The organism is Rhodococcus zopfii NBRC 100606 = JCM 9919 (assembly GCF_001895025.1).
Lineage (GTDB): Bacteria > Actinomycetota > Actinomycetes > Mycobacteriales > Mycobacteriaceae > Rhodococcus > Rhodococcus zopfii.
Genome location: NZ_BCXI01000010.1, coordinates 16510 through 39056 on the forward strand (window position 1 = coordinate 16510; position 22547 = coordinate 39056).

General features: G+C 67.2%; 18 protein-coding genes. 7 read left to right on the plus strand and 11 right to left on the minus strand.

Annotated elements, in window-relative coordinates; all coding sequences use genetic code 11:
- Positions 1-2: 2 nt before the first annotated feature.
- Positions 3-1196, minus strand: a complete 1194-nt coding sequence (locus RZ1_RS06450) for a Rieske 2Fe-2S domain-containing protein (RefSeq protein WP_072810274.1) — start codon at positions 1194-1196, stop codon at positions 3-5.
- A 267-nt stretch (positions 1197-1463) separates the two neighbouring features.
- On the opposite strand from RZ1_RS06450, the gene RZ1_RS06455 reads away from it, so the two are divergent.
- Positions 1464-2099, plus strand: coding sequence for a winged helix DNA-binding protein (locus tag RZ1_RS06455; protein ID WP_083583553.1), 636 nt, complete (start codon positions 1464-1466; stop codon positions 2097-2099).
- Between the two features lie 45 nt (positions 2100-2144).
- On the opposite strand, the gene RZ1_RS06460 is transcribed toward RZ1_RS06455, so the two are convergent.
- Entirely contained in the window at positions 2145-3545 is a 1401-nt protein-coding gene (locus RZ1_RS06460; RefSeq protein WP_072810276.1) for an acyl-CoA synthetase, read from the minus strand.
- Positions 3546-3658: 113 nt separating this feature from the next.
- On the opposite strand from RZ1_RS06460, the gene RZ1_RS06465 reads away from it, so the two are divergent.
- The gene (locus RZ1_RS06465) at positions 3659-4393 is read left to right on the plus strand and encodes an IclR family transcriptional regulator (protein WP_072810278.1); all 735 of its coding nucleotides are present in this window, start codon (positions 3659-3661) and stop codon (positions 4391-4393) included.
- Positions 4394-4402: 9 nt separating this feature from the next.
- Here the strand turns inward: RZ1_RS06465 and RZ1_RS06470 are convergent, their stop codons facing one another.
- From RZ1_RS06470 to RZ1_RS06480, 3 genes are all read right to left on the minus strand, one after another.
- On the minus strand, positions 4403-5149 hold the full coding sequence (locus tag RZ1_RS06470; RefSeq protein WP_072810279.1) for an aspartate/glutamate racemase family protein: 747 nt from the start codon (positions 5147-5149) through the stop codon (positions 4403-4405).
- Positions 5150-5154: 5 nt separating this feature from the next.
- Positions 5155-6672 carry an NCS1 family nucleobase:cation symporter-1 gene (locus tag RZ1_RS06475; protein WP_072810281.1) on the minus strand — a complete coding sequence of 506 codons (1518 nt, stop codon included), beginning with the start codon at positions 6670-6672 and terminating at the stop codon, positions 5155-5157.
- A 154-nt stretch (positions 6673-6826) separates the two neighbouring features.
- Positions 6827-7549, minus strand: a complete 723-nt coding sequence (locus tag RZ1_RS06480) for a GntR family transcriptional regulator (protein ID WP_072810283.1) — start codon at positions 7547-7549, stop codon at positions 6827-6829.
- 137 nt (positions 7550-7686) lie between these two features.
- Here RZ1_RS06480 and RZ1_RS06485 point away from each other — a divergent pair, with 137 nt between their 5' ends.
- Positions 7687-8553: an oxidoreductase gene (locus RZ1_RS06485; protein WP_072810284.1), complete on the plus strand. Its 867-nt coding sequence runs from the start codon at positions 7687-7689 to the stop codon at positions 8551-8553.
- On the opposite strand, the gene RZ1_RS06490 is transcribed toward RZ1_RS06485, so the two are convergent.
- Genes RZ1_RS06490 through RZ1_RS06500 form a run of 3 tightly spaced genes read right to left on the minus strand, consistent with a single transcriptional unit; the run spans position 8546 to position 11779 of the window.
- Positions 8546-10864 (minus strand): DEAD/DEAH box helicase, encoded by a 2319-nt coding sequence (locus RZ1_RS06490; protein ID WP_072810625.1) that lies wholly within the window; start codon positions 10862-10864, stop codon positions 8546-8548. The two genes, RZ1_RS06485 and RZ1_RS06490, sit on opposite strands and share 8 nt — an antisense overlap.
- 25 nt (positions 10865-10889) lie before the next feature.
- On the minus strand, positions 10890-11312 hold the full coding sequence (locus tag RZ1_RS06495; protein ID WP_072810286.1) for an organic hydroperoxide resistance protein: 423 nt from the start codon (positions 11310-11312) through the stop codon (positions 10890-10892).
- Positions 11309-11779 (minus strand): MarR family winged helix-turn-helix transcriptional regulator, encoded by a 471-nt coding sequence (locus RZ1_RS06500; protein WP_072810288.1) that lies wholly within the window; start codon positions 11777-11779, stop codon positions 11309-11311. The genes RZ1_RS06495 and RZ1_RS06500 overlap by 4 nt, the downstream gene beginning before the upstream one ends.
- A gap of 150 nt (positions 11780-11929) precedes the next feature.
- On the opposite strand from RZ1_RS06500, the gene RZ1_RS06505 reads away from it, so the two are divergent.
- Positions 11930-14353, plus strand: coding sequence for an ATP-dependent Clp protease ATP-binding subunit (locus RZ1_RS06505; protein ID WP_072810290.1), 2424 nt, complete (start codon positions 11930-11932; stop codon positions 14351-14353).
- 48 nt (positions 14354-14401) lie between these two features.
- Here the strand turns inward: RZ1_RS06505 and RZ1_RS31820 are convergent, their stop codons facing one another.
- Both RZ1_RS31820 and RZ1_RS06515 read right to left on the minus strand, forming a co-directional pair.
- Entirely contained in the window at positions 14402-14773 is a 372-nt protein-coding gene (locus RZ1_RS31820) for a WhiB family transcriptional regulator (RefSeq protein WP_072810291.1), read from the minus strand.
- Positions 14774-14814: 41 nt separating this feature from the next.
- Entirely contained in the window at positions 14815-16242 is a 1428-nt protein-coding gene (locus tag RZ1_RS06515) for a short-chain fatty acyl-CoA regulator family protein (protein ID WP_072810293.1), read from the minus strand.
- Between the two features lie 145 nt (positions 16243-16387).
- Between RZ1_RS06515 and prpD the strand changes: the two genes are divergently transcribed.
- From prpD to RZ1_RS06530, 3 genes are read left to right on the plus strand one after another with little or no spacing between them, the layout of a single operon-like run.
- Positions 16388-17890 carry a 2-methylcitrate dehydratase PrpD gene (gene prpD, locus RZ1_RS06520; RefSeq protein ID WP_072810294.1) on the plus strand — a complete coding sequence of 501 codons (1503 nt, stop codon included), beginning with the start codon at positions 16388-16390 and terminating at the stop codon, positions 17888-17890.
- A gap of 1 nt (position 17891) precedes the next feature.
- A complete protein-coding gene (prpB, locus tag RZ1_RS06525) occupies positions 17892-18806 on the plus strand; it encodes a methylisocitrate lyase (RefSeq protein ID WP_072810296.1) in 915 nt (304 codons plus the stop codon).
- Between the two features lie 17 nt (positions 18807-18823).
- Positions 18824-19948, plus strand: a complete 1125-nt coding sequence (locus tag RZ1_RS06530) for a bifunctional 2-methylcitrate synthase/citrate synthase (protein ID WP_072810626.1) — start codon at positions 18824-18826, stop codon at positions 19946-19948.
- 233 nt (positions 19949-20181) lie between these two features.
- Here RZ1_RS06530 and metE read toward each other — a convergent pair whose 3' ends face one another.
- Positions 20182-22461, minus strand: coding sequence for a 5-methyltetrahydropteroyltriglutamate--homocysteine S-methyltransferase (gene metE, locus RZ1_RS06535; protein ID WP_072810628.1), 2280 nt, complete (start codon positions 22459-22461; stop codon positions 20182-20184).
- Between the last annotated feature and the right edge of the window lie 86 nt (positions 22462-22547).

A 22547-nucleotide genomic window follows, 5' to 3' on the forward strand; every position in this document is an offset into this window, starting at 1 on the left:
GGTCAGTCCTCGTCCTCGTAGGGGGATTCGAAGAAGCCGCGCGGGTGACGGGCGGCCATCTTGCGCCACGCGATGATGGAATAGTCCATGTCGCAGAGGACTTCGTTGTTCCATCCGTCGAAGCGCGTGTAGTGCTCCTCGGTGGCCTCGCGTGCGAACACGTCGCTGTTGTTGAATCCCTCCAGCGCCAGCGGCAACATGAAGTTGTCGTACTTGAAGTTGAATTCGGCGATCTCGTCGTCGGTGCTCGCGCGGGTGACGATGACCTCCCAGTATTCGTGGTGGTGGTCGTCGATGGGCACGTAGAACTCGTACTGGACGTGGTCGGTGATGGGCCAGTGTTCGACCATGAGAACACCGGGTACCCACAGGGACGTGCGGAAGTAGTGCGGCACGGTACCGCGAGCCTTCATGTTGACCTTGGGGTTCGCCAGAACGGGCTCGTACAGATCCGGCCGGTCGTACCGGTTCATGACGCCCTTCGGGCCGTTCTCGATGTCGATCTCCTCGGTCGCCGTGTCCGTCAGGGCGTTGACGCCGAGCGGGAGGGCGCGGTCGAGCGCGACGAGGATCTGGTTGTCCCAGTGCACGAGCAGGTGTCCCGGGTCGAGCCCGTTCTCCGCGGCGAGTCGCCAGTTGCCGACGAGTTTGCGGTGGATGCCTCGGATGACGATGCCGTCGTCGAGAAGGTGAGGAACAGGAGAGTTGTTGGGATCGTTGGCTACTCGCATGGGAAGGTCGGACTCGAGGGGCGGTGGCGTGCCGTAGTCCTGGTCGCCGACGAAGACATAGATGATGCCGTTGACTTCTTCGACAGGATAGGTGCGGATACCGGCCTTGCCGATCAGCGAGTCGTTGGGATTGCCGACGATGGTGGTCAGGCTTCCGTCGTCGAGACCGTAGGTGAATCCGTGATACCAGCACGTAATTGTGCCCTCGGACAAGCACATCGGCTTTGCGGAGAGCTTGACTCCACGGTGGATGCACCGGTCCGAGACGGCGTAGGTCTTGCCGGCGGAGCGACGAAGGGCGATGTCGTGACCGCCGATCGTGATCCCTTTGGCGGTACCGTCTTCGAGTTCGTGCGACATCAGGGCGGGGTACCAGTGGTTGGCGTAGCCCCAGTCCGCTTGGACGTAGGGCGCGTACTGCCGGGTGACTCCGGCGGAGGATCCACTGTATGAGGAAACGGACATGATTCGACCTCCAGGGATGGGTCCGCGCGGCTGGGCGCGGATGTGGTGTGAGGTTCGGGATGTGACCGAGGAAGGGGGACTGCTTCAGGGCGTGTCCCACGTCACTCTACTCAATATTCGTGAAGAGTCAATAGAAATTTGATGGATCTTCAATGTTTGGGGTGGGAGTGCGCCCCCCGGCCTGCGAGCTGCGGGTGAGGCAGTGTTGAGTAGAGGACAGCAGTTGGATGTCACTTCCGTGACCAGTACAGAAAGCGCGCGCAATCGATGAATGCCGCCGAACAACCGGCCACCGGCGAGGCCGCCGAACTCGATGCGGGTCGTCGCTGGCATCTGGCGCAGGACGCCTACGAAGAAGCGATGACCTCGTTCGAGTTCGCGGTTCTTCAGGTGCAGCGCGGCTTCGAACGCTTCGCGGTGCAGGCCGTGCACGTCGCGGGCGACCTCGACCTGGCGTTCAACGAGGTCGTAGCGTTGCACGTCGTCAGGATGCAGGAGCGGCCGAAGGACACCGCCACGATCGCTCAGCTCACCAACCGCGACGATCTACCCAATCTGCAGTACAACCTGCGCAAACTCGTCAGCCTGGGGCTCCTCGAACGGAGCAAGTCGGGCACGTCGTCGGTCTTCGCGATCACGCCCGCGGGGAGGGAGATCACCGACCGGTATGCGGAGTTGCGCCGTCATTCGTTGACCTCCAACCTCGCCGAACTGACGGATGTGACGACGAAACTGCACCACGCGATCCGCTCGATGCAGATTCTTACCGGGCTGTACGAGGCGGCGAGCCGCGATCTGGCGACGATCAACCCGACGGTGCTGTTCACGGACCGAGCGGATTCGGCACCGGAAGTGGACGACGACCCGGAGGTCTCGCCGCCGGCGCGCAGACGTCGATCCTGATTCGCCGTGTCCTCCGGTCGGACCGGGTACCTCCCATCGGTCGGCTCAGTCGGCGAGGAGCGCCTTCTTCTGGACTTTCCCCATCTCGTTGCGGGGTAAGGAGTCGACCACCCGGACTTCACGGGGGCGCTTGTGAACCGACAGCGACGCCGCGACGAAGTCGATGATCGCTGTGGTGTCGGGGTTGTCGCCCACGACGTAGGCCACGATGCGCTGGCCGAGGTCGGCGTCGGGCTCGCCGACCACAGCGGCCTCGCGGACCCCGGGATGGGCGAGAAGCGCGTGCTCGACCTCGCCCGCGCCGATTCGATATCCACCCGACTTGATCATGTCGACCGATTCCCGGCCGACGATCCGGTGGAAGCCGCCCCGGTCGACGACGGCGATGTCACCGGTCCTGAACCAGCCGTCGGGTGTCATCGTTTCGGCGGTCTTGACCGGATTGTTCAGGTAACCGGAGAACAACGTCGGGCCCGCGATCTCGAGCTGGCCGAGCGTCTCGCCGTCGTGCGGGGCGAGTTCGCCGCTCTCGGTACGCAGCCGTGTGCGCACCCCGTCGAGGGGTAGTCCCACCCAGCCGGGCCTGCGCTCGCCGTCGACGCGGGTGCTGATCGTGATGACGGTTTCGCTCATGCCGTACCGCTCGATCGGCGCGGAACCGGTCAGCGCAACCAGATCCTCGAACACGGGTACCGGGAGCGGAGCGCTTCCGGACACGAGCAGGCGTGCTGACGACAGTGCCCGTGCCGCAGCGGGTTCCGCGCACACACGGGACCACACGGTGGGCACGCCGAAATACAGTGTGCCCTGGGCTGCGGCATACCGGTCCGGTGTCGGGCGCACCGTGTGCACCAGCGGCGAGCCGATCCGCAGTGCACCCAGGACACCCAGGACGAGACCGTGCACGTGGAACAGCGGAAGCCCGTGGACCAGACGGTCCCCGGGAGTCCAGTCCCATGCGCGCGCAAGCCCGTCCACGCTCGCGGCGATCGCGCGCCGAGGCAGGACGACCCCCTTGGGGGCTCCCGTGGTGCCCGATGTGTAGACGATCAGTGCGGGAGCATCGGCCGGTGGTTCGGGCCGGACCGTGGCCGATCGTCGGCTCGGATCGATCGGGACGGACGGAATGGGAAGGCCGGGCCGGGGATCGCCCAGCCAGAGCTCCGCTCCCGAATCGGCGAGGATGTGCTGCAGTTCGCGTCCGCCGGAATCGGGTGGAACCGGCACGGCGGCGACACCGGCGAGCAGGCACCCGACGACGGCGACGACGGTCTTCACATCGGCGCGCGCGTCGATGGCGACTCGCTCGGCCCCGGAGATGCGATCGGCGACCGCGGCGGCGGCCCCGACCAGTTCCTCGCGGGTGAGTGTGTCGTCTCCGACGGTGACCAGCGGCGCAGCATCGTCCCGTGCCTCGGACAGCGCAGTCAGCAGGGTTGCGGGCATCGGTTCCAACCTTTCGGGTTGTGCCGTATTGTGGAACACTGTGCTACAGTGTGGTCCGATGAAGCTACAAGCGCGTCCGGATCCCGTCAAGGGACGGCGTTGAGGAGGCAAGGGTGAACAGCGTGCTCACGGCGCTGCGTGTATTCGAGGCTGTCGCCGCGTCCCAACCCGTCGGCGTCAGTGAGCTTGCCCGAGGTCTCGACATCCCGAAGAGCACGGTGCAACGCTGCCTCAGAACTCTGCAGCGGGCCGGTTGGGTGCGCGCAGACCCGGCGGATTCGAGCTGGTCGATCACCGGCAGGGCCTTCACGATCGGCAGTGCCGTCGCGTCGACCGATCATCTGCGCGAGGCGGCTCTCCCGGAGTTGGCGGCGCTCCAGGCCGAGGTGGGTGAGACGATCCACCTCGCGGTTCCCGACGGCGACGAACTGGTGCTCGTCGAACGACTCGACAGTCCGCATCAGCTCCGCGCTTTTCTCGCGCTGGGTACCCGCCTGCCCCTGCACGCGGCGGCCACCGGCAAGGCGTACCTGGCGACTCTTCCGGACCGGGAGATCACGTCCTACCTCGCGACCGGGCCGGTCAAGGTCACCGAGCGGACGCAGACGGATCCCGCCGCCCTGCGGGCAGAGATCGAACTGATCCGCAAGCGTGGTTACGCCACCACCGAACAGGGTTTGCACGAAGGTATTTCGGCGGTCGCAGTGGCGCTCCGCGATCGTTCGGGAACCGCGCGGGCGTGTTTCAGCATCTCGGGCCCGTCGTCCCGGGTCACGCCCGACCTGTTCGAGGCCTACGCAGCGAAGGCGCACGGCACCCGAGATGCCATCGAACGGATGCTGCGGTGAGCGGATCGCCTACCCCCGGGTTCCCTCCGCGCGGCCGAACGGCGCGAGCAGGCCCGAGTACGGCTTGACCGGCGGCGCCGCGAACTCGCCGCGCTTACCGGTCGTGAGGCCCAACGTGACCAGCGACTGCACCGTCAGGGTTGCCGCGGCGACACCGTCGATCACCGGGGCGCCGATGTCGGCGGAAATCTGCGCGCACAGATCCGCCATTCCCGCGCAGCCGAGTACGACGGCGTCGGATCCGTCCGCGCCGAGGGCGTCGAAGCACGCCTCGGTGACGATCTTGCGAGCGTCGGGATCGGTTTCGAGCGCCAGCACGGGGATCTCGCATGCGTGCACACCCCGGCACGCGTCGCGCAGCCCGTAGCGTTCGGCCAGGTCCCGGGCCCGGCCCGTCGTGCGACCCAGGGTGGTGACGACGGAGAAGCCGCGGCCCAGGAAACTCGCGGTGTGCATCGCGGCCTCGGCGATCCCCACGACCGGTCCGGTCGCGATCTCACGGGCCGCGTCCAGACCCGGGTCGCCGAAGCACGCGATCACGTAGCCGTCGGCGCCGTCGTGTTCCCCCCGCGTGATCTCCGCGAGGACACCGGGCACGGCGAGCGCCTCGTCGTAGTGGCTTTCGATCGACGCCGGCCCCATCCGAGGGCTGACCGCCGCGAGGCGTGTGCCCGGAGCTGTGACGGCCCGGGCACACGCCTCGATGGTGGCGGTCATCGACCACGTGGTGTTCGGGTTGATGACCTTGATGAACATGTGTATCAGGCGACTTTCTCTGTGGGGGAGTGGTTTTCGGGTACTCGCGCCGCGAGCCGGGTGCGGGTCGCGAGCAGGTGGTAGACCGCGAACCCGAGTCCGCAACCGATGAACCAGCTGTACTGCGCGGTCGTGTGCATGCCGGGGGCGTCGTTGAACAGCACCGGGATCATCGCGACGACGGCGCCGACGACGGTCGCGATCACCGCGGCGGGGTTGTAGCCCTTCCGGTACCAGTAGGCGCCCTTCTCCGACATCGTGAACAGGTCGTCGACGATCACCTGCTGCTTGCGGACCAGGTAGTAGTCGGCGATGAGAATGCCGAACAGCGGGCCGATGAACGCCCCGAGCGTCTCGAGCGTGTAGTGGATGACATCCGGGTTGTTGTACAGATTCCACGGGGTGATGAGCACCGAGCCGACGGCGGCGATCATGCCGCCCGCCCGCCAGCTGATCCGCTGCGGGCTGACGTTCGAGAAGTCGAACGCCGGGGAGATGAAGTTCGCGACGATGTTGATGCCGATCGTGGCGATCGCGAAGGTGAGTGCGCCCAGGACGATCGCGAAGGTCGAGTCGATGCGAGCGACCGTCTCGACCGGATCGGTGATCAGCTCGCCGTACACCGGCAGGGTCAGGGACGCGGTGATCACCACAAGGAGGGAGAACACCAGGAAGTTGACCGGCAGGCCGAGGAAGTTGCCCCGCTTGACTGCGGCGAACGAGCGTCCGTAGCGGGAGAAGTCACCGAAGTTGAGCATCGGACCGGAGAAGTACGAGACGACCAGTGCGATCGCGCCGAGCATCACCGGCAGCGCATCCAGGCCCGTGTGGGTCACCGTGCCGAGGTTCAGATCGATCGCGCTCCATCCGGCCTTCGAGATCAGGTACCCGCACAGCAGGAACATCACGACGTACACGGCGGGGCCGCAGAAGTCGATGAACCTGCGGATCGATTCCATGCCGCGCCAGAACACACACGCCTGCAGGACCCAGAGCGTCAGGAAGCTGACCCAGCCGAGCGCGGACAGACCGGCGAAACCGTAGTCCTCCACGACGGCATACGGCGCCAGCGACGGAAACAGCTTGATGAGCACCACATCCAGCGCCGCCGACGCCAGGAACGTCTGGATTCCGTACCAGGCCACCGCGATCAGCCCGCGGATGATCGCCGGGATGTTCGCGCCGAGCACACCGAACACGCTGCGGCAGATCACCGGATAGGGAACACCCGTCACCTGGCTGGGTTTGGCGACGAGGTTGCAGAAGAAGTAGACGATCGTGATGCCGGCCAGCAGCGACACCAGTACCTGCCAGCTCGCCAGCCCCAGGGCGAAAAGGCTTCCGGCCGTGACATACCCGCCGACGCTGTGTACATCGGACATCCAGAAGGCGAAGATGTTGTACGACCCCCACCGCTGATCCTTCAGCGGGGCCAGGTCGTCGTTCGTCAGCCGCGGATCATACGGCGGTGCGGACGGCGAACCGGCGGCGGAGATGGCGGGTGGTGAGATCACATCGGTCATGTGTGCTCCTGGACATCGGCGGGGGAGAAGTGCCGAAACCGTTGTCGGCGACAGGCCTCGGCTGAATTCCCGCGTGAGGGTGTGTGTCCGGAACGCCAGCAACGACGATGACGTCCGATGGGGAAGACGCTATCGGCGTCGTGTTGCCGCTGTATTACCCGAACTGTATATCTTCCCGGTTCAACAGGCCCGTGTCGACCGGCAGCGTCTCGATCGCCGAGTCCAGCCGGCGATTGTGCACCTCGGTCGCGGCGAGCAGTCCCCGCACGTCGCGGGCGAGGAAGCTGTCGAGCATGCGGCCGTGATCTGCGTGGAGAACGGCACGATGGTCGGCGGTCACATGAACCATCGGTTGAACGGGTTCGGTGATGTTCCACGCGGATTCGAGCATGTGCAGCAGCCGGTACATACGAGACGGCGTGGTCAGTGCAGTGTGGAACACCCGGCTCTCCCGATGGTAGGCGACCGGATCGTTCTCGGCGACGGCCTGTTCGAGCCGTTCGTGGCTGGCGCGTGCCGCCGCATGATCCGCGGCGGTGGCGTGCGCGACCGCGGCGGTCAGCGACGCCGTCTCGAGAGTCTCCCGCACCAGGTACATTTCGCGCAGCTCGGCCGCGGTCAACCGTGCGACGGTGTAGCCGCCGTTCTGCCGGTGATCAACCAGTCCCTCGCCGATGAGGGTCTTGAGTGCCTCCCGTATCGGTATCCGGCTCACCCCGAACAGGTCCGCGACCTCGCCGACCGGAATCGCCGTGCCGGGCGGGGCCGCGCCCGACAGGACCACGCGGCGTAGCTCGTCCAGGATCGCCTGCTGAGGGCGGCCGGGACCGTCGACGTCGAACTGCGCAAGCAGAGCAGAGCGTGGGCGTGGTGGCACGGCGGACTCCTCTCGGACGGAACTGGACGCCGTCGTCACCGACGCCGGGCGTGGAGCCGGCAACGCGGGCGACCGTATCCCCCAGATGTTTCGGACACGTGTCGTCGATGGTGGAGGTCCGGCGTAGGGTGGCCGCCATGACCGCTTGGACCACACGGGACATTCCGGATCAGCACGGTCGCACCGTCGTCGTGACGGGCGCCAACAGCGGATTGGGGGAGCAGACGGCACGTGCCCTCGCCGGGGCGGGCGCGGACGTGATCCTCGCGTGCCGCGACGTGAAGAAGGGCGAGGTCGTCGCTGCGGCGATCGGCTCTCGTGCGCAGGTGAAGCGCCTCGACCTGGCTGACCTGGCATCGGTGCGCGAGTTCGCCGCGGGCGTCGAGAAGGTCGATGTCCTGATCAACAACGCCGGGGTCATGGCGGTGCCGCTGCGCCGGACCGCCGACGGCTTCGAGATGCAGATCGGCACCAATCATCTCGGGCATTTCGCGCTGACGAACCTGCTGCTCGACCGCATCACCGAGCGGGTCGTCACCGTCTCCAGCTCGGCCCACAAGATCGGGCAGATCCACCTCGACGATCTCAACTGGGAACACCGCCGCTACCAGCGCTGGCTCGCCTACGGGCAGTCGAAGCTGGCGAATCTGCTGTTCGCGTACGAGCTGCAGCGCCGGCTGACCGCTCAGGTTTCGTCGGTGCTGTCGCTGGCCGCGCACCCCGGATACGCCCGGACGAACCTGCAGTCGCACACCGAGAGCTTCCAGGATCTGGTGATGAAGATCGGCAACCCGTTCCTCGGGCAGTCCGCCGAGATGGGGGCGCTGCCGTCGCTGTACGCGGCGACCTCACCCGACGTCGTGCCCGGCGGATACTACGGACCCGACACGCTGTTCGAGACCCGTGGTCATCCACATCGGGTGCGGTCGAACGCCCGCTCGCACGACGAGACGGTCGCGCGGCAGTTCTGGGAGCTGTCCGAGCAGTTGTGTTCGCTCACCTGAGTTCCGCGGTGGGGGTTTCGGGTGCGCACGCGCCGGGCACGGGCAGCGCGGCGCGTTCGCACAGACCTGTCTGGCCCACCAGATCCAGGGTGCGCAGATAGCGCCGCAACAGGTCGCCCGGCGAAATGTCGCTGTCGACGGCGCGCATCGCGGCGGCCAGGCCGTCGCCGCGCGCGAGCCGGTGGATCGCGACGACCGCGACCGGATCCGGTTCGGGTGAGACCGGAAGCGCCAGCCGCTGTTCGGCACCCGCCAGTTCCGCCCACATTCGCCCGGTCGCGCGCAGCGCCTCGTCGACCGCGGCGGTGGCCGACCCCGACCGTGCCGGTACGCGGCTGCGTGATTCACCGAGCACACTCGACGCGACCGCCGCCAGCTCGGCGTGGTCGAGACCGGCCCATGCGCCGCTGCGGAGACACTCGGCGACGAGAAGATCGTTGGTGCAATAGATCCGGGCCAGGCGGCGCCCGTCGTCGGTGACGTGGGCGTCCCCGCCGTGTGGATCGAGAAGGACGTGGCCGCGTTCGTCGAGCAGCGCCAGCACGCCGTCGAACGTGTCGGTGAGGCGGCCGGTGACGGTCGCGATGCGGCCGCGCATCCCATCGGTGTCGGCGCCGAGTGTGCGACGCCGGTCCGCGAGAGCGAGCAGGCGGTCGCGGTCGCCGCGCCGGTGTACCGGATGGGACCGCACCGCCCGCGCCAGTGCCGTGACCGCGTCCGGGGTCGTCACGCCGCGTGCCGCGACGAGCCGGTCGCGCAGCGCCACGTATTCCGCAAATCCCTCGGCGGCAGCGAGTTCGGTGTCGAGTTCGTGCACTGTCGCGGTGTTGGTCCGGGCCGCGGCGGTGAGGGCGGCGACGGACTTCTCCGCCTGGAACTGCGCGAACGAGCGCCGCAGGAGGTCGCGGGCGGCGGGCGCGCCGAGTCGGCCCACCAGGTTCACAGCCGTGTTGTAGCCGACGCGCAGCGAACTGGTCAGCGGATAGGTGCGGGTGGAGGCGAGACCGGCGACCGTCGCCGGTTGCACCTCGGGAGTCCACAGCACCACGGCGTGCCCCTCGGTGTCGATGCCGCGGCGCCCGGCGCGTCCGGTGAGCTGCGTGTACTCGCCGGGGGTGAGTCGCTCGGGGCCGTCCGCGGTGGGTTTGACGAGGCGTTCGAGCACGACGGTGCGCGCCGGCATGTTCACCCCGACCGCGAGTGTCTCGGTCGCAAAGACGACGCGGACCAGACCGAGCCCGAACAGTTCCTCGACCGCGTGCCGGAACACCGGCACCATTCCCGCGTGATGGGCCGCGAAGCCGCGTTCGAGCCCGTCCAGCCATTCGGCGAAACCCAGTGCATCGAGATCCTCGGGAGGCACTGTCGCCGTGTGCTTTTCGACGACCGCGCGGATTCGGTCGACATCCCCGGCGTCGGTCAGCCGCAGCGACGAGCGCAGACATTCGTCGACGGCGGCGTCACAGCCGGAGCGGCTGAACCGGAACCAGATCGCGGGCAGCAGTGTCTCGGCCTCGAGGCGCGCCACCACCTCCGGGCGGTCGGCGCCGGCGGGGCCCGGGGTCGCGGTGCGGCGACGGCGGCGTCCGCGACCGGGCACCGCGGGTGCGGCCTCGACGAGCTGCCGGTGCGCGATGTACCGGACGAGCTGCTCGTCGACGGTGCCGGTGACGGGGGAGAACAGGTCGAACAGCCGGCCACCGGCGAGGACGTGCTGCCACAGCGGGACCGGCCGATGCTCCTCGACAACGACGGTCGTCGGGCCGCGCACCCGGCCGATCCACTCGCCGAACTCCTCGGCGTTGCTCACCGTCGCAGACAGGCTCACCAGGCGGACGGCCGGTGGGAGGGTGAGGATCGATTCCTCCCACACTGCGCCGCGGTCGCGGTCGGCGAGAAAGTGCACCTCGTCCATCACGACGTGGGTCAGCCCATCGAGCAGCGGGGAGTCGCCGTGCAGCATGCTGCGCAGCACCTCGGTCGTCATCACGACCACGGGTGCGTGCGGATGCAACGAGAGGTCGCCGGTGAGCAGGCCGACGTGGTCGTCGCCGAACCGCGCGGCGAGATCGCTGTACTTCTGGTTGCTCAGCGCCTTGATCGGCGTGGTGTAGAAGCATTTGCCCGCACCGGCGAGTGCGAGGGTCGCGGCGAACTCGCCGACCACGGTCTTGCCGGATCCGGTGGGCGCGCACACCAGCACGTCCCGGCCTTCGTCGAGGGAACGGCAGGCGCGGAGCTGGAAATCGTCGAGGGCGAAACCGAGGGTCGCCGTGAACCTCGCGAGCCGCGATTCGTCCTGCCTGCACACACTCACCACAGTAGGGGCATAGGCGTCAGTCTTCTGCCACCTCGAGCGCGACCTCGATGTTGCCGCGGGTCGCGTTGGAGTACGGGCACACCTGGTGCGCCTTCTCGGTCAGTGCGAGTGCCTGGTCGCGCGGCACGTTCGGGAGGGTCACCTCGAGCGTGACGGTCAGTTCGAAGCCGCCGTCGTCGTTCGGGCCGATGCCGACGCGGGCGCCCACTGCGGAATCGGTGATGTCGGCCTTCTCCTGGCGGGCGATGAGCTGCAGCGCCGAGTGGAAGCACGCGGCGTAGCCGGCGGCGAACAGCTGTTCGGGGTTCGTGCCGTCGCCGGAGCCTCCCATGGCCGGCGGCATGGCGAGCCCGAGGTCGAGTCGGCCGTCGGAAGTGCGCACATTGCCGTTTCGGCCGGCACCGGTGGAAAGAGCCTCGGCGGTGTAGAGGACGTTCATGTTGTGCTCCCTGGTGTCGGTGATGCGGTTGTCGATGGAGTGGTGCGGAGTGCCGCGGTCATGCGGTGGAGTGTGTCGCGCAGCGCGAGCAGCTCCGGAATGTCGAGCCCGGACGCACGGGCGATGCATTCCGGGATGTGCTGCGCGGCCGAGCGCATCTCGGTGCCTGCGTCGGTCAGGTGCACGACGACGCGGCGTTCGTCGGTGCTCTGCCGGCGCCGTTCGATCAGCCCCGCGGTTTCGAGCCGCTTGAGGAGCGGCGAGAGTGTCCCCGTGTCGAGATCGAGCGCGTCGCACAGGTCGTGCACGCCGCGACCGTCGCGTTCCCACAAGGCCAGCATGACCAGATACTGCGGATAGGTGATGCCGAGGCGGTCCAGATGCGGCCGGTAGACGGCGGTGGTGGCCCGCGACGCCGTGTAGAGGGCGAAGCAGACCTGCTGGTCGAGGGCGGATAAGTCGGACACGAGAAACAAAGTAGTACCCCGTTGTGTTGTGCGCAATATAGACGGGCGCAACCGTATGGGTGATACAGATCACGCATGCGCGGGAATTGATCGGGTATTCCGCACGTTAGTTGAGTTCGTACGACTCAAGTTTCTTAGAAAGGCTTCGGAATGCCGTCATTCTTCGGGCCTGGTGGCCCTGGCCGCATCGACATCACCCGTTTCCTCGGTCGCGGCACGCAGGACCTCATGGCCGCTGCCGCCCGTTTCGCCGCCGAACGCGGCGACGCCGACCTCGATGCGCTGCACGTCCTCCGCGTCATGGCGGAGCAGGACCCCGCCCGGACGGTCATGACCCGCTCCGGGGCCGACCCCGCCGCGGTCGTCGCGGCCGTCGACGAACGGCTCCCGGAAGCGGGTGCCGCGGACGGCGCGACCGCGCCGGTGCTCAGCGGCACCGTCCGGACCGCGCTCCTCGAGGCGCACCAGCTGGCACGCGCGCTCGGCTCGACCTACATCGACCCCGAGCACGTGTACTTCGCGCTCGCCGCCGACCGCACCCGCGGGCCGGGCCGGCTGCTCGCGTCGCTGGGCGTGACCCCGCAGTCGCTGCAGGCCGCCCTGCAGCCGGCCACCGCGCCGCCGCAGGCCGAGTCCGCCACCCCGACCCTCGACAAGTTCGGCGTCGACCTGACCTCCCGCGCCCGCGACGGGCACATCGACCCGGTCATCGGCCGGGCCGACGAGATCGAGCAGACCGTCGAGATCCTGTCGCGGCGCACCAAGAACAACCCGGTGCTCGTCGGTGAGGCCGGTGTCGGCAAGACCGCGATCGTCGAAGGCCTCGCCCAGCGCATCGTCGACGGGGACGTGCCGGACACGTTGCGCGACAAGCGCATCGTCCAGCTCGACCTGACCGCGATGGTCGCCGGGACCCGCTACCGCGGTGACTTCGAGGAACGTCTGACCAGCGTGCTCGACGAGATCACCGCGCAGTCCGGTGAATTGATCGTGTTCATCGACGAGATCCACACCGTCGTCGGCGCGGGTGGCGGAGGCAGCGAAGGCGCCATGGACGCCGGCAACATCCTCAAGCCGAAGCTCGCGCGCGGCGAACTGCACGTCGTCGGCGCCACGACCCTCGACGAGTACCGCAAGCACATCGAGAAGGACCCGGCGCTGGAGCGGCGGTTCCAGCCGGTCGCCGTCGGCGAACCCACCCACGCGGACGCCGTCGCGATCCTGCACGGCCTGCGCGACCGGTACGCCGAGTTCCACGGGGTCGTCTACACCGACGACGCGCTCGAAGCCGCGGTGGACCTGTCCGTCCGGTACCTGCCGGACCGGCACCTGCCGGACAAGGCGATCGACCTGATCGACCAGGCCGGTGCCCGGCTGCGGTTGCGCACCCCGCGCGTGGACACCACCGCGCTGCGGGAGCGCCTGACGACCCTCGAAGCCGAGAAGGACGCGGCCGTGAAGGCGGAGCAGTACGAGCGGGCGTCGCGTCTGCGCGACGAGATCGCCGGTGTGCAGGCACGTCTCGACTCCGGGACCGCCGGGCCGGACGATGCCGACATACCGGAAGTGAACTCCGAGCTGATCGCCGAGATCGTCTCGCGGGCAACCGGAATCCCGGCGACCCGCATGACACAGGCCGAGAAGGACCGGCTGCGCGGCCTCGAGGACGAACTGCACAAGCGGGTCGTCGGGCAGGACGACGCGGTGCGCGCGGTCGCGCGGGCCGTGCGCCGCAGCCGCGCCGGGATGGCCGATCCGCACCGGCCCGTCGGCAGCTTCCTGTTCCTCGGACCGACCGGCGTCGGCAAGACCGAACTGGCCAAGGCGCTCGCCGAGGTGCTGTTCGGCGAGGAGAACAAGATGCTCCGCGTCGACATGAGCGAATTCGGGGAACGGCACACCGTCAGCCGCCTCGTCGGTGCCCCTCCCGGGTACGTCGGCTACGGCGAGGCCGGTCAGCTCACCGAGCAGGTGCGGCGCAACCCGTACTCGGTGGTCCTGCTCGACGAGATCGAGAAGGCACACCCCGACGTGTTCAACACGCTGCTGCAGGTGCTCGACGACGGCCGGCTCACCGACGGCCAGGGCCGCACGGTCGACTTCACCAACACCGTGGTGATCATGACCAGCAACCTGGGCTCGGACATCATCTCCAGCCGTGGTGGGGCGCTCGGCTTCACCACCGGTGACGCCGAAGCCGCCGAGAAGCCGCTGCGGGACCGGGTGATGGGCCGGCTGCGCGAATCGATGCGACCGGAATTCCTCAACCGCATCGACGAGATCGTGCTGTTCCGCAAGCTCGACACCGAACAGCTGCACCGCATCACCGACCTGCTGCTCGACGAGTCGCGGGACCGGTTGCAGGCCAAGGGAATCGAGCTCGAGATCGCGGCCGACGCGGTCGACTGGATCGCCGAGCGGGGCCACCAGCCCGAGTTCGGGGCCCGGCCGCTGCGCCGCGCCATCCAGCGCGAGGTCGACGACCGCATTGCCGACCTGCTGCTCGACGACGAACTCATCGAAGGTGGCGTGGTGACGGTCGCGGTCGAGGACGGCGAACTCGTCGTCCGGTAGCCGCCGCACGCGCAATGGTGCCCCTCGCCCGATTCGGGCGAGGGGCACTCACGCATGCTCGGCACCTTTCGATGTCGTGGCCTCAGGCCGGGATCCCGAGCCTGTCGATCGTCGGTCGTGTCGGTTCCGTGCTGTGGCGGAGTGAGAAACCGAATAGGTCGACGAGTCTCGACCCCGCTCGTATTCTGATGTCCCGCCCCATATTCCGTGAGGTTGTCGGGTAGTCAGTGCGAACTGCTTGCAGTGTTCGCGGACGGCGCAGGTTGCACAGATGCGTTTGGCTTCACGTTCGCGGCGCTGCTGCTCTCCTCGGGTTTCGTGGTCCGGGCCGAAGAACAGGGCCGGACCGTAGAACAGGCAGGCAGCGTGATCCCACCATTGCGAGTCCCGGTGGTGGGCAGTTCGATGTTCGAGGGGCATGGTCTCGTTCGAGAGTGAGGCGGTACCGCGGCGTGATGGGGTCAGTGGGGCCTGTCCGGGACGTAGGGGATCGCCGAGGCGCGGTTCTCGTCCGCGGCGAGTGGTCTGCCGATCTGGGGGAAGGCGCGCTGGGCGCAGTCGGCGCGGTCGCAGACACGGCAACCGGCACCGATGGGGACAGCGGTGCCCGGATCGTCGAGGTCGAGGCCGCGGGCGTAGACGAGCTTCTGGGCATGAGAAAGGTCGCACCCGAGACCGACGGCAAACCCGCGAGGTTGTGATCGGAAACCACCGATGGAAGGTTCGTCGGTGGTGCGAGCGATCCACAGATAGCTGCGCCCGTCGGGCATCTGCGCAATCTGTGTGCGGATGCGTCCCGGCGTCGCGAAGGTGTCGTGCACGATCCACAGCGGGCACCTGCCTCCGACGCGCGAGAAGTGGAAGGCCGTGGCGGACTGCCGTTTCGAGATGTTGCCAGCCTTGTCGGTACGAACGAAGAAGAACGGAACTCCCCGCCGACCGGGCCGCTGCAACGTGGACAAACGATGGCAGACCGTTTCAAAGCCGACCTCGAATTTCGCACACAGAAGGTCGATGTCGTAACTCAACGCTTCGGCCGCCTGCAGAAACGGCGTGTACGGCAGGAGCAACGCTCCGGCGAAGTAGTTGGCCAGGCCGATGCGTGCCAGTGGCCGTGACTGCGGCGGAAGATCGGTTGCGGTGTCGACGAGCGCGTCGATGGTGTGATTTTGGGTGAGAAATGCCAACTGGGTGGCAAGCTGAAAGGCGCGCTGCCCGTGGGTGAGCCGGCGAGCAAGGCTGATCGTGCCGGCTGCCGGATCGTAGGTGCGTTTCGGACCGGGAGCGTCAGGTTCGTCGGTGCGGATGCGGACGGTGATGTCGTGTTCGTCGCGGAGCAGACGTGCAAGCTGCAGGTCGAGTCCACCGAGCGTGAGGTTGTGGGACAGAAACATCTGTTCTGCGGCGTCGTCGAGTTCGCGGATGTGGTTGCGCCGGTCGTAGAAGAAGTCGCGCACGTCCTCGTACGGCATCGAGGAGGCAACGCCTGCGACGCCATTCTCGTGGGCCGGGGACAACCGCTCGACTTGCGCTGTAGCCCCGCGCAGCCGGCGGTGCATGCCGACCAGAGTCCTGGCCACGGCGGGAAACCGTGTCACAAGCTCGTCGATCTCGGCAGTAGTGACATCTGCGCTCTCCGGGTTGTCAGCGAACACATCCTGCAGGTCGGCGAGCAGACGAGCGTCTGTGTCGACAGCGAAGAAACCCACGTCGAGGTCGAAAGCTGCGTTGAGGCGGAGCAGGACCGGTACGGTCAACGGGCGTTGGTCGTGTTCGAGCTGGTTGACGTAGCTGGTGGACAGCCCGAGGCACTGCGCCAAGGCCACCTGGGTCAGCCCCTGCTCCTCGCGCAAGCGGCGCAGCCGGCCACCGGCGTACATCTTCTGCATATGCGGAATCTAGCAATTCCGGCTTTCACAGCTTTTGCAAATTCACAGGGTTGGATCCGCAGAAATCCCCATGTGCAAGGCATTTTCCAGCCCACGTGGTGTGCATAACCTGCAAAACAGCCCAGTTGTCTGTTGGAGGTTCGCAGTGAAAACCCACATTGTCCGCACTCATCGCTCCGCCGAAGAGTTCCCCAAGCACGAACACCTCGCATGGAAGATCGCCGAGGTCGCCACCGATGCGGTCGAAGTACCGAACGAGACCGAGGAGATGATCGTCAACCGGATCATCGACAACGCCGCGGTCGCGGCGGCGTCGCTGACACGGCGTCCGGTTTCCAACGCTCGCGCTCAGGCTCTGGCGCACCCCTACCTCCCCGGTTCGACTGTGTTCGGTGTCGGCGGCACCTTCTCGCCCGAGTGGGCGGCGTGGGCCAACGGCGTCGCGGTGCGCGAGCTCGACTTCCACGACACGTTCCTCGCGGCGGAGTACTCGCACCCGGGCGACAACATCCCGTCGATCCTTGCCGTCGCACAGCACACCGGCCGCAGCGGTGCGGACCTGATCCGCGGTCTGGCCACCGGCTACGAGATCCAAGTCGACCTGGTGCGTGCGATCTGCCTGCACGAACACAAGATCGACCACGTCGCCCACCTCGGACCCGCCGCCGCCGCCGGCATCGGTTCCCTGCTCGGCCTCGATACCGACACCGTGTACCAGGCGATCGGCCAGGCACTGCACACCACGACCGCGACCCGTCAGTCGCGCAAGGGCGAGATCTCGAGCTGGAAGGCCTACGCGCCGGCCTTCGCTGGGAAGATGGCCGTCGAGGCCGTCGACCGGGCGCTGCGCGGCGAGGGAGCGCCGTCGCCGATCTGGGAAGGCGAGGACGGTGTCATCGCATGGCTGCTCGGCGGGCCGAATGCCGAATACCATGTGCCGCTGCCCGGTCCGGGTGAAGCCAAACGGTCCATCCTCGACACCTACACCAAGGAGCATTCGGCCGAGTACCAGAGCCAGGCACCGATCGACCTGGCCCGCCGGATGCGCGAGCGCATCGGCGACCTGGACCAGATCGCGTCGATCGTGCTGCACACCAGCCACCACACCCACGTCGTCATCGGCACCGGATCGAACGATCCGCAGAAGTTCGATCCGCAGGCCAGCCGCGAGACGCTCGATCACTCGGTGATGTACATCTTCGCCGTCGCGCTTCAGGACGGCACCTGGCACCACGAGCGCTCCTACGCGCCCGAGCGTGCGCAGCGGTCAGACACAATCGACCTGTGGCGCAAGATCTCCACCGCGGAGGACCCCGAGTGGACCCGCCGCTACCACTCGACCGATCCCGACGAGAAGGCGTTCGGCGCTCGCGCCGAGGTCACGTTGAGGAGCGGTGAGGTGATCGTCGACGAACTCGCAATCGGCGACGCGCATCCGCTGGGCGCGCGGCCGTTCGCCCGCGACCAGTACATCGCCAAGTTCCGCACCCTCGCCGAGGGGGTCGTCGCACCGGCCGAGCAGGACCGTTTCCTCGACGCCGCGCAACGCACCCCCGAGCTGAAGGCCGGCGAGCTGAACCAGCTCACGTTCACCGTGTCCGACGAGGTTCTCGCCCGCGCACCGAAGTCGCCGAAGGGGTTGTTCTGACATGTCCGGTCTCATCTCCGCCACGACCTCCGCGGCCGACAAGCGCAGTGCCTTCCGTGCGTCGCTGATCTCGGAGAAGATCACTCGGCTCCCGGGCGCCATCAATCCGCTGACCGCCAAGCTGATCCAGGAGATCGGTTTCGAGGGCGTCTACGTCTCGGGGGGCGCGTTCTCGGCCGCTCTCGGTCTGCCGGATATCGGTCTGACCACACTCACCGAGGTCGCGGCGCACAGTGCCCAGATCGCGCGTTCCACCGATCTGCCTGTGCTGGTGGACGTGGACACCGGATTCGGTGAGCCGATGTCGGCGGCTCGCACCGTGACGGTCTTCGAGGACGCGGGCATCTCGGGTCTGCACCTCGAGGATCAGGTGAACCCCAAGCGCTGCGGGCATCTCGACGGCAAGGCGATCGTGCCGACCGACGAGATGGTCCGGCGGCTGCGCGCCGCGGTGTCCGCGCGGCGGGATCCGAACTTCGTGATCTGTGCACGCACCGACGCCGCTGGCATCGACGGGATCGACGCCGCGATCGACCGTGCACGTGCGTACGCGGATGCCGGCGCGGACATGATCTTCACCGAGGCGCTGCACACCCACGCCGATTTCGAGAAGTTCCGTGCGGCAGTGGATATTCCGCTGCTGGCGAACATGACCGAGTTTGGCAAGTCGCAGCTGATCCCGGCGCAGGTGCTCGAGGCGATCGGTTACAACGCGGTGATCTATCCGGTCACCACCTTGCGTCTTGCGATGGGCGCCATCGAGAAGGGCCTGCGGGTGATCCACGAGGAGGGCACGCAGGAGACCGTCGTGGACCAGATGCAGACACGGTCACGGCTGTACGAACTGCTCGACTACGAGCGCTACAACGAGTTCGACTCCGGAGTCTTCAACTTCACTCTCTCGAGGAGCCAGTGATGACCGAAACCCCCGCGATGACCGAAGCCGCCGTCCCCACCATCTACAAGGGCCTGGCCGGTGTCGTCGTCGACACCACCGCGATCTCCAAGGTGGTGCCCGAGACCAACTCGCTGACCTACCGCGGCTACGCGGTCCAGGAGCTGGCAGCGAACTGCAGCTTCGAACAGGTCGCCTACCTGCTGTGGAACGGCGAACTGCCCACCGACTCCCAGCTCGGACTGTTCTGTCAGCGCGAGCGCGCGAATCGCCGTGCGGACCGGTCCCTGCTCGCTCTCGTGGCGAAGCTGCCCGAGAACTGCCATCCGATGGATGTGGTGCGCACCGCGATCAGCTTCCTCGGAGCCGAGGATCCGCAGGAATGGGACAACGATCCGAAAGCGAATCGCGAGAAGGCACTTCGCATGATGGCTGTGCTGCCGACGATCGTCGCGGCCGACCATCGGCGCCGTCGCGGCCTGGACCCGATCGCTCCGCACCACTCGCTCGGGTTCGCCGAGAACTTCCTGAACATGTGCTTCGGGAAGGTGCCGGACGCCGAGATCGTGAAAGCGTTCGAGGTGTCGCTGATCCTGTACGCGGAACACAGTTTCAACGCCTCCACGTTCGCCGCTCGTGTCGTCACCTCCACCCTGTCGGACATCTACAGCGCTGTTACCGCCGCGATCGGCACCCTCAAGGGTCCCCTGCACGGCGGTGCGAACGAAGCCGTGATGCACGACATGCTCGAGATCGGCGAACCCGAACTCGCCGAGGAATGGATGCGCGGCAAGCTTTCCCGCAAGGAGAAGGTGATGGGCTTCGGTCACCGGGTGTACAAGAACGGTGACTCCCGGGTGCCGACGATGAAGAAGGCCTTCCTCGACGTCGCCGCACACACCGGTGGTGAGAAGTGGGTGCGGATGTACGACATTCTCGAGACGACCATGGGTGATGCCACCGGCATCGAGCCGAACCTCGACTTCCCCACGGGGCCGGCCTATTACCTGATGGGCTTCGACATCGAGGTGTTCACCCCGATCTTCGTCATGAGTCGGATCACGGGGTGGACCGCGCACATCATCGAACAGTGCCAGTCCAATGCGCTGATTCGTCCACTCAGCGAGTACACAGGCGTCCCGCAGAGGTCCGTCGTGGCCTGACGATCACCGAGCAGCACCCCGGAGTGGCGTCACTCACCGTCTGGCGCCTCGGTTCGGTCCGGACTGTCGAATTCGATTCGGGCCGAGACGAATCGCTCGATCTTTCAGTCCGCCCACGTTGAGCTCGCTGTTGCTGTCCGCGGCCGGGAATGCGCGAGACGCTGATCCTCACAGGCCGCACCTGTGGCCCGGACCGACAGGCCGGTCCGGGCCACAGGTTCATCGCGTGTCCGTCACAGGATTTCGGCGCGCACGGCCTTGGCCGCAGCGACCATGTTCGCCAGTGATTCCTTCACTTCCGCCGGTCCGCGGGTCTTGAGCCCGCAGTCCGGGTTGATCCACAGGCGCTCGGCCGGAACCGCAATCAGAGCCTTGCGCAGCAGCGACGCGATCTCCTCGACGCTCGGAACTCGCGGTGAATGGATGTCGTACACACCCGGGCCGACACCGAGGTCGAACCCGGCGGCGTCCAGATCCGTGAGGATCTCCATGTGTGATCGGGCCGCCTCGATGGAGGTGACATCGGCATCGAGCCGGGCGATCGCGTCGATCACTTCACCGAACTCGGAGTAGCACAGGTGGGTGTGGATCTGAGTGTCGTCGCGGACACCCGATGTCGCGAGCCGGAATGCGCCGATCGACCACTCGAGGTATGCATCCTTGTCCGCGGCTCTCAACGGCAGCAGCTCGCGCAGCGCCGGCTCGTCGACCTGGATGATGTCGACGCCGGCATTCTCGAGGTCGATCGTCTCCTGCCGGATGGCAAGAGCAACCTGGTCGGCGGTGTCGGCCAGCGGTTGGTCGTCGCGCACGAACGACCAGGCGAGGATCGTCACCGGTCCGGTGAGCATGCCCTTGACCGGTTTGGCGCTCTGTGACTGCGCATACGTGATCCAGTCCACGGTCATCGGGCTGTTGCGGGTGACGTCGCCGTACAGGATCGGCGGTCGCACACATCGGGTGCCGTAGGACTGAACCCACCCGTTGTCGGTGGCGAAGAAGCCGTCGAGCTGCTCGGCGAAATACTGCACCATGTCGTTGCGTTCGGGCTCACCGTGCACGAGGACATCGAGACCCAGCTCTTCCTGCAAGGCGATGACGTCGTCGATCTCGGCACGCATCCGGTGCACGTACTCGGCTTGTTCGATACGGCCGGCCCGCAGGTCCGCGCGAGCGATCCGGATCCGGGACGTCTGCGGGTACGAGCCGATCGTCGTGGTCGGCAGGACAGGCAATCCGAGACGCGCCTGTTGGACGCCGCGACGCTCGGCCGCCGGCGTGCTGCGGCCGCGATGGTGGCCGACCACGCCGAGATCTGCCCGGACCTGGGCATTCCGGAGACGCGGGTCGCCCCGTCGCACCGCGGCGGCAGTTCGTGAGGAGGCCAACGCGTCGGCGACGGCGTCACGCCCGTCGCTCAGTGCGGTCGCGAGCGTAACCACTTCGCGTTCCTTCTCCGCACCGAACGCCAGCCAGCAACGCAACGACTTGTCCAGCCGGGTCTCGGCGACGACGGTGTACGGCACGTGCAGCAGGGAGCAGGACGTCGAAACCGCCACTGTTGCTGCCGTATTCCGCAGCCCGATGAGGGTCGTGAGGGACTGCTCCAGGTCGTTCCGCCAGATGTTGCGGCCGTCGACGATGCCGGCAACCACCAGCTTGTCGGCCAGCTCCGGAACATCGGTGAGCGAATCCGCAGAACCACTGGCCAGGTCGACCGCGATTCCGTCGATCGCCGTGAGGGCAAGTCGCGGAAGGGCCGGGCCGAGCTGCCCGAAGTAGGAAGCGACGAGAATCGCCGGGCGATGCCGGACCTCACCGAGCCGCTGGTACACGACGGTCACAGCATCGAGATCTGTGTCGTCGAGGTCGGTGACCAGGGCCGGTTCGTCGATCTGCACCCAAGAGGCTCCGGCGTCGCGCAGCCGGCCGAGCAGAGACACGTACAGCGGGACCAGCTCGTCGACCCGGTCGAGCAGCGGGCCCTGGCCGTCGACGGGCTTGCTCGATTTCAGGAATGTGATCGGGCCGAGCACCACCGGGCGTGCCGGTACTCCCAGCGTGTGGGCTTGGGCGACCTCCGCGAGCAGACGGGTGGCGTCGAGCCGGAACACAGTGTCCGGCCCGATCTCGGGCACCAGATAGTGGTAGTTGGTGTCGAACCACTTGGTCATCTCGAGAGGTGCGACGGACGCGGTACCGCGGGCGGCCGCGAAGTAGCGGTCGAGGTCGTTGGGGATGCCGGCGACTCGCTCGGGCACGGCACCGAGCATGAAAGCGGTGTCGAGCACGTGATCGTAGAGGGAGAACGTGCCGACCGGGATCGAGTCGAGGCCCGCGGAGCGTTGCCTGGACCACGTGTCCGCGCGCAGTTGCGCGGCGACCGCTTCGAGACCCGGTCGCTCCAGGCGGCCGGACCAGTAGGCCTCGATCGCTTTCTTCAGTTCACGGTTGGGGCCGATACGTGCCGAGCCGAGCACGGTGGCCGTGAAAGGTGCTGTCGATACAGACATCAGGGGGTGGTTTCTCCGGTATTCGTCGCTGATGGCCTGCCACCCGACGAGCGCACGAATCACCGATACGAGCCCCTGCTTCGAAC

Coding starts and splice junctions, on each gene's coding strand:
- RZ1_RS31820 (WP_072810291.1), bottom strand. CDS start 14,773: ATGCCCCTCGAACATCGAACTGCCCACCACCGGGACTCGCAATGGTGG.
- RZ1_RS06475 (WP_072810281.1), bottom strand. CDS start 6,672: ATGACCGATGTGATCTCACCACCCGCCATCTCCGCCGCCGGTTCGCCG.
- RZ1_RS06530 (WP_072810626.1), top strand. CDS start 18,824: ATGACCGAAGCCGCCGTCCCCACCATCTACAAGGGCCTGGCCGGTGTC.
- RZ1_RS06515 (WP_072810293.1), bottom strand. CDS start 16,242: ATGCAGAAGATGTACGCCGGTGGCCGGCTGCGCCGCTTGCGCGAGGAG.
- RZ1_RS06485 (WP_072810284.1), top strand. CDS start 7,687: ATGACCGCTTGGACCACACGGGACATTCCGGATCAGCACGGTCGCACC.
- prpB (WP_072810296.1), top strand. CDS start 17,892: ATGTCCGGTCTCATCTCCGCCACGACCTCCGCGGCCGACAAGCGCAGT.
- RZ1_RS06505 (WP_072810290.1), top strand. CDS start 11,930: ATGCCGTCATTCTTCGGGCCTGGTGGCCCTGGCCGCATCGACATCACC.
- RZ1_RS06460 (WP_072810276.1), bottom strand. CDS start 3,545: ATGCCCGCAACCCTGCTGACTGCGCTGTCCGAGGCACGGGACGATGCT.
- RZ1_RS06495 (WP_072810286.1), bottom strand. CDS start 11,312: ATGAACGTCCTCTACACCGCCGAGGCTCTTTCCACCGGTGCCGGCCGA.
- RZ1_RS06470 (WP_072810279.1), bottom strand. CDS start 5,149: ATGTTCATCAAGGTCATCAACCCGAACACCACGTGGTCGATGACCGCC.
- RZ1_RS06455 (WP_083583553.1), top strand. CDS start 1,464: ATGAATGCCGCCGAACAACCGGCCACCGGCGAGGCCGCCGAACTCGAT.
- RZ1_RS06450 (WP_072810274.1), bottom strand. CDS start 1,196: ATGTCCGTTTCCTCATACAGTGGATCCTCCGCCGGAGTCACCCGGCAG.
- metE (WP_072810628.1), bottom strand. CDS start 22,461: ATGTCTGTATCGACAGCACCTTTCACGGCCACCGTGCTCGGCTCGGCA.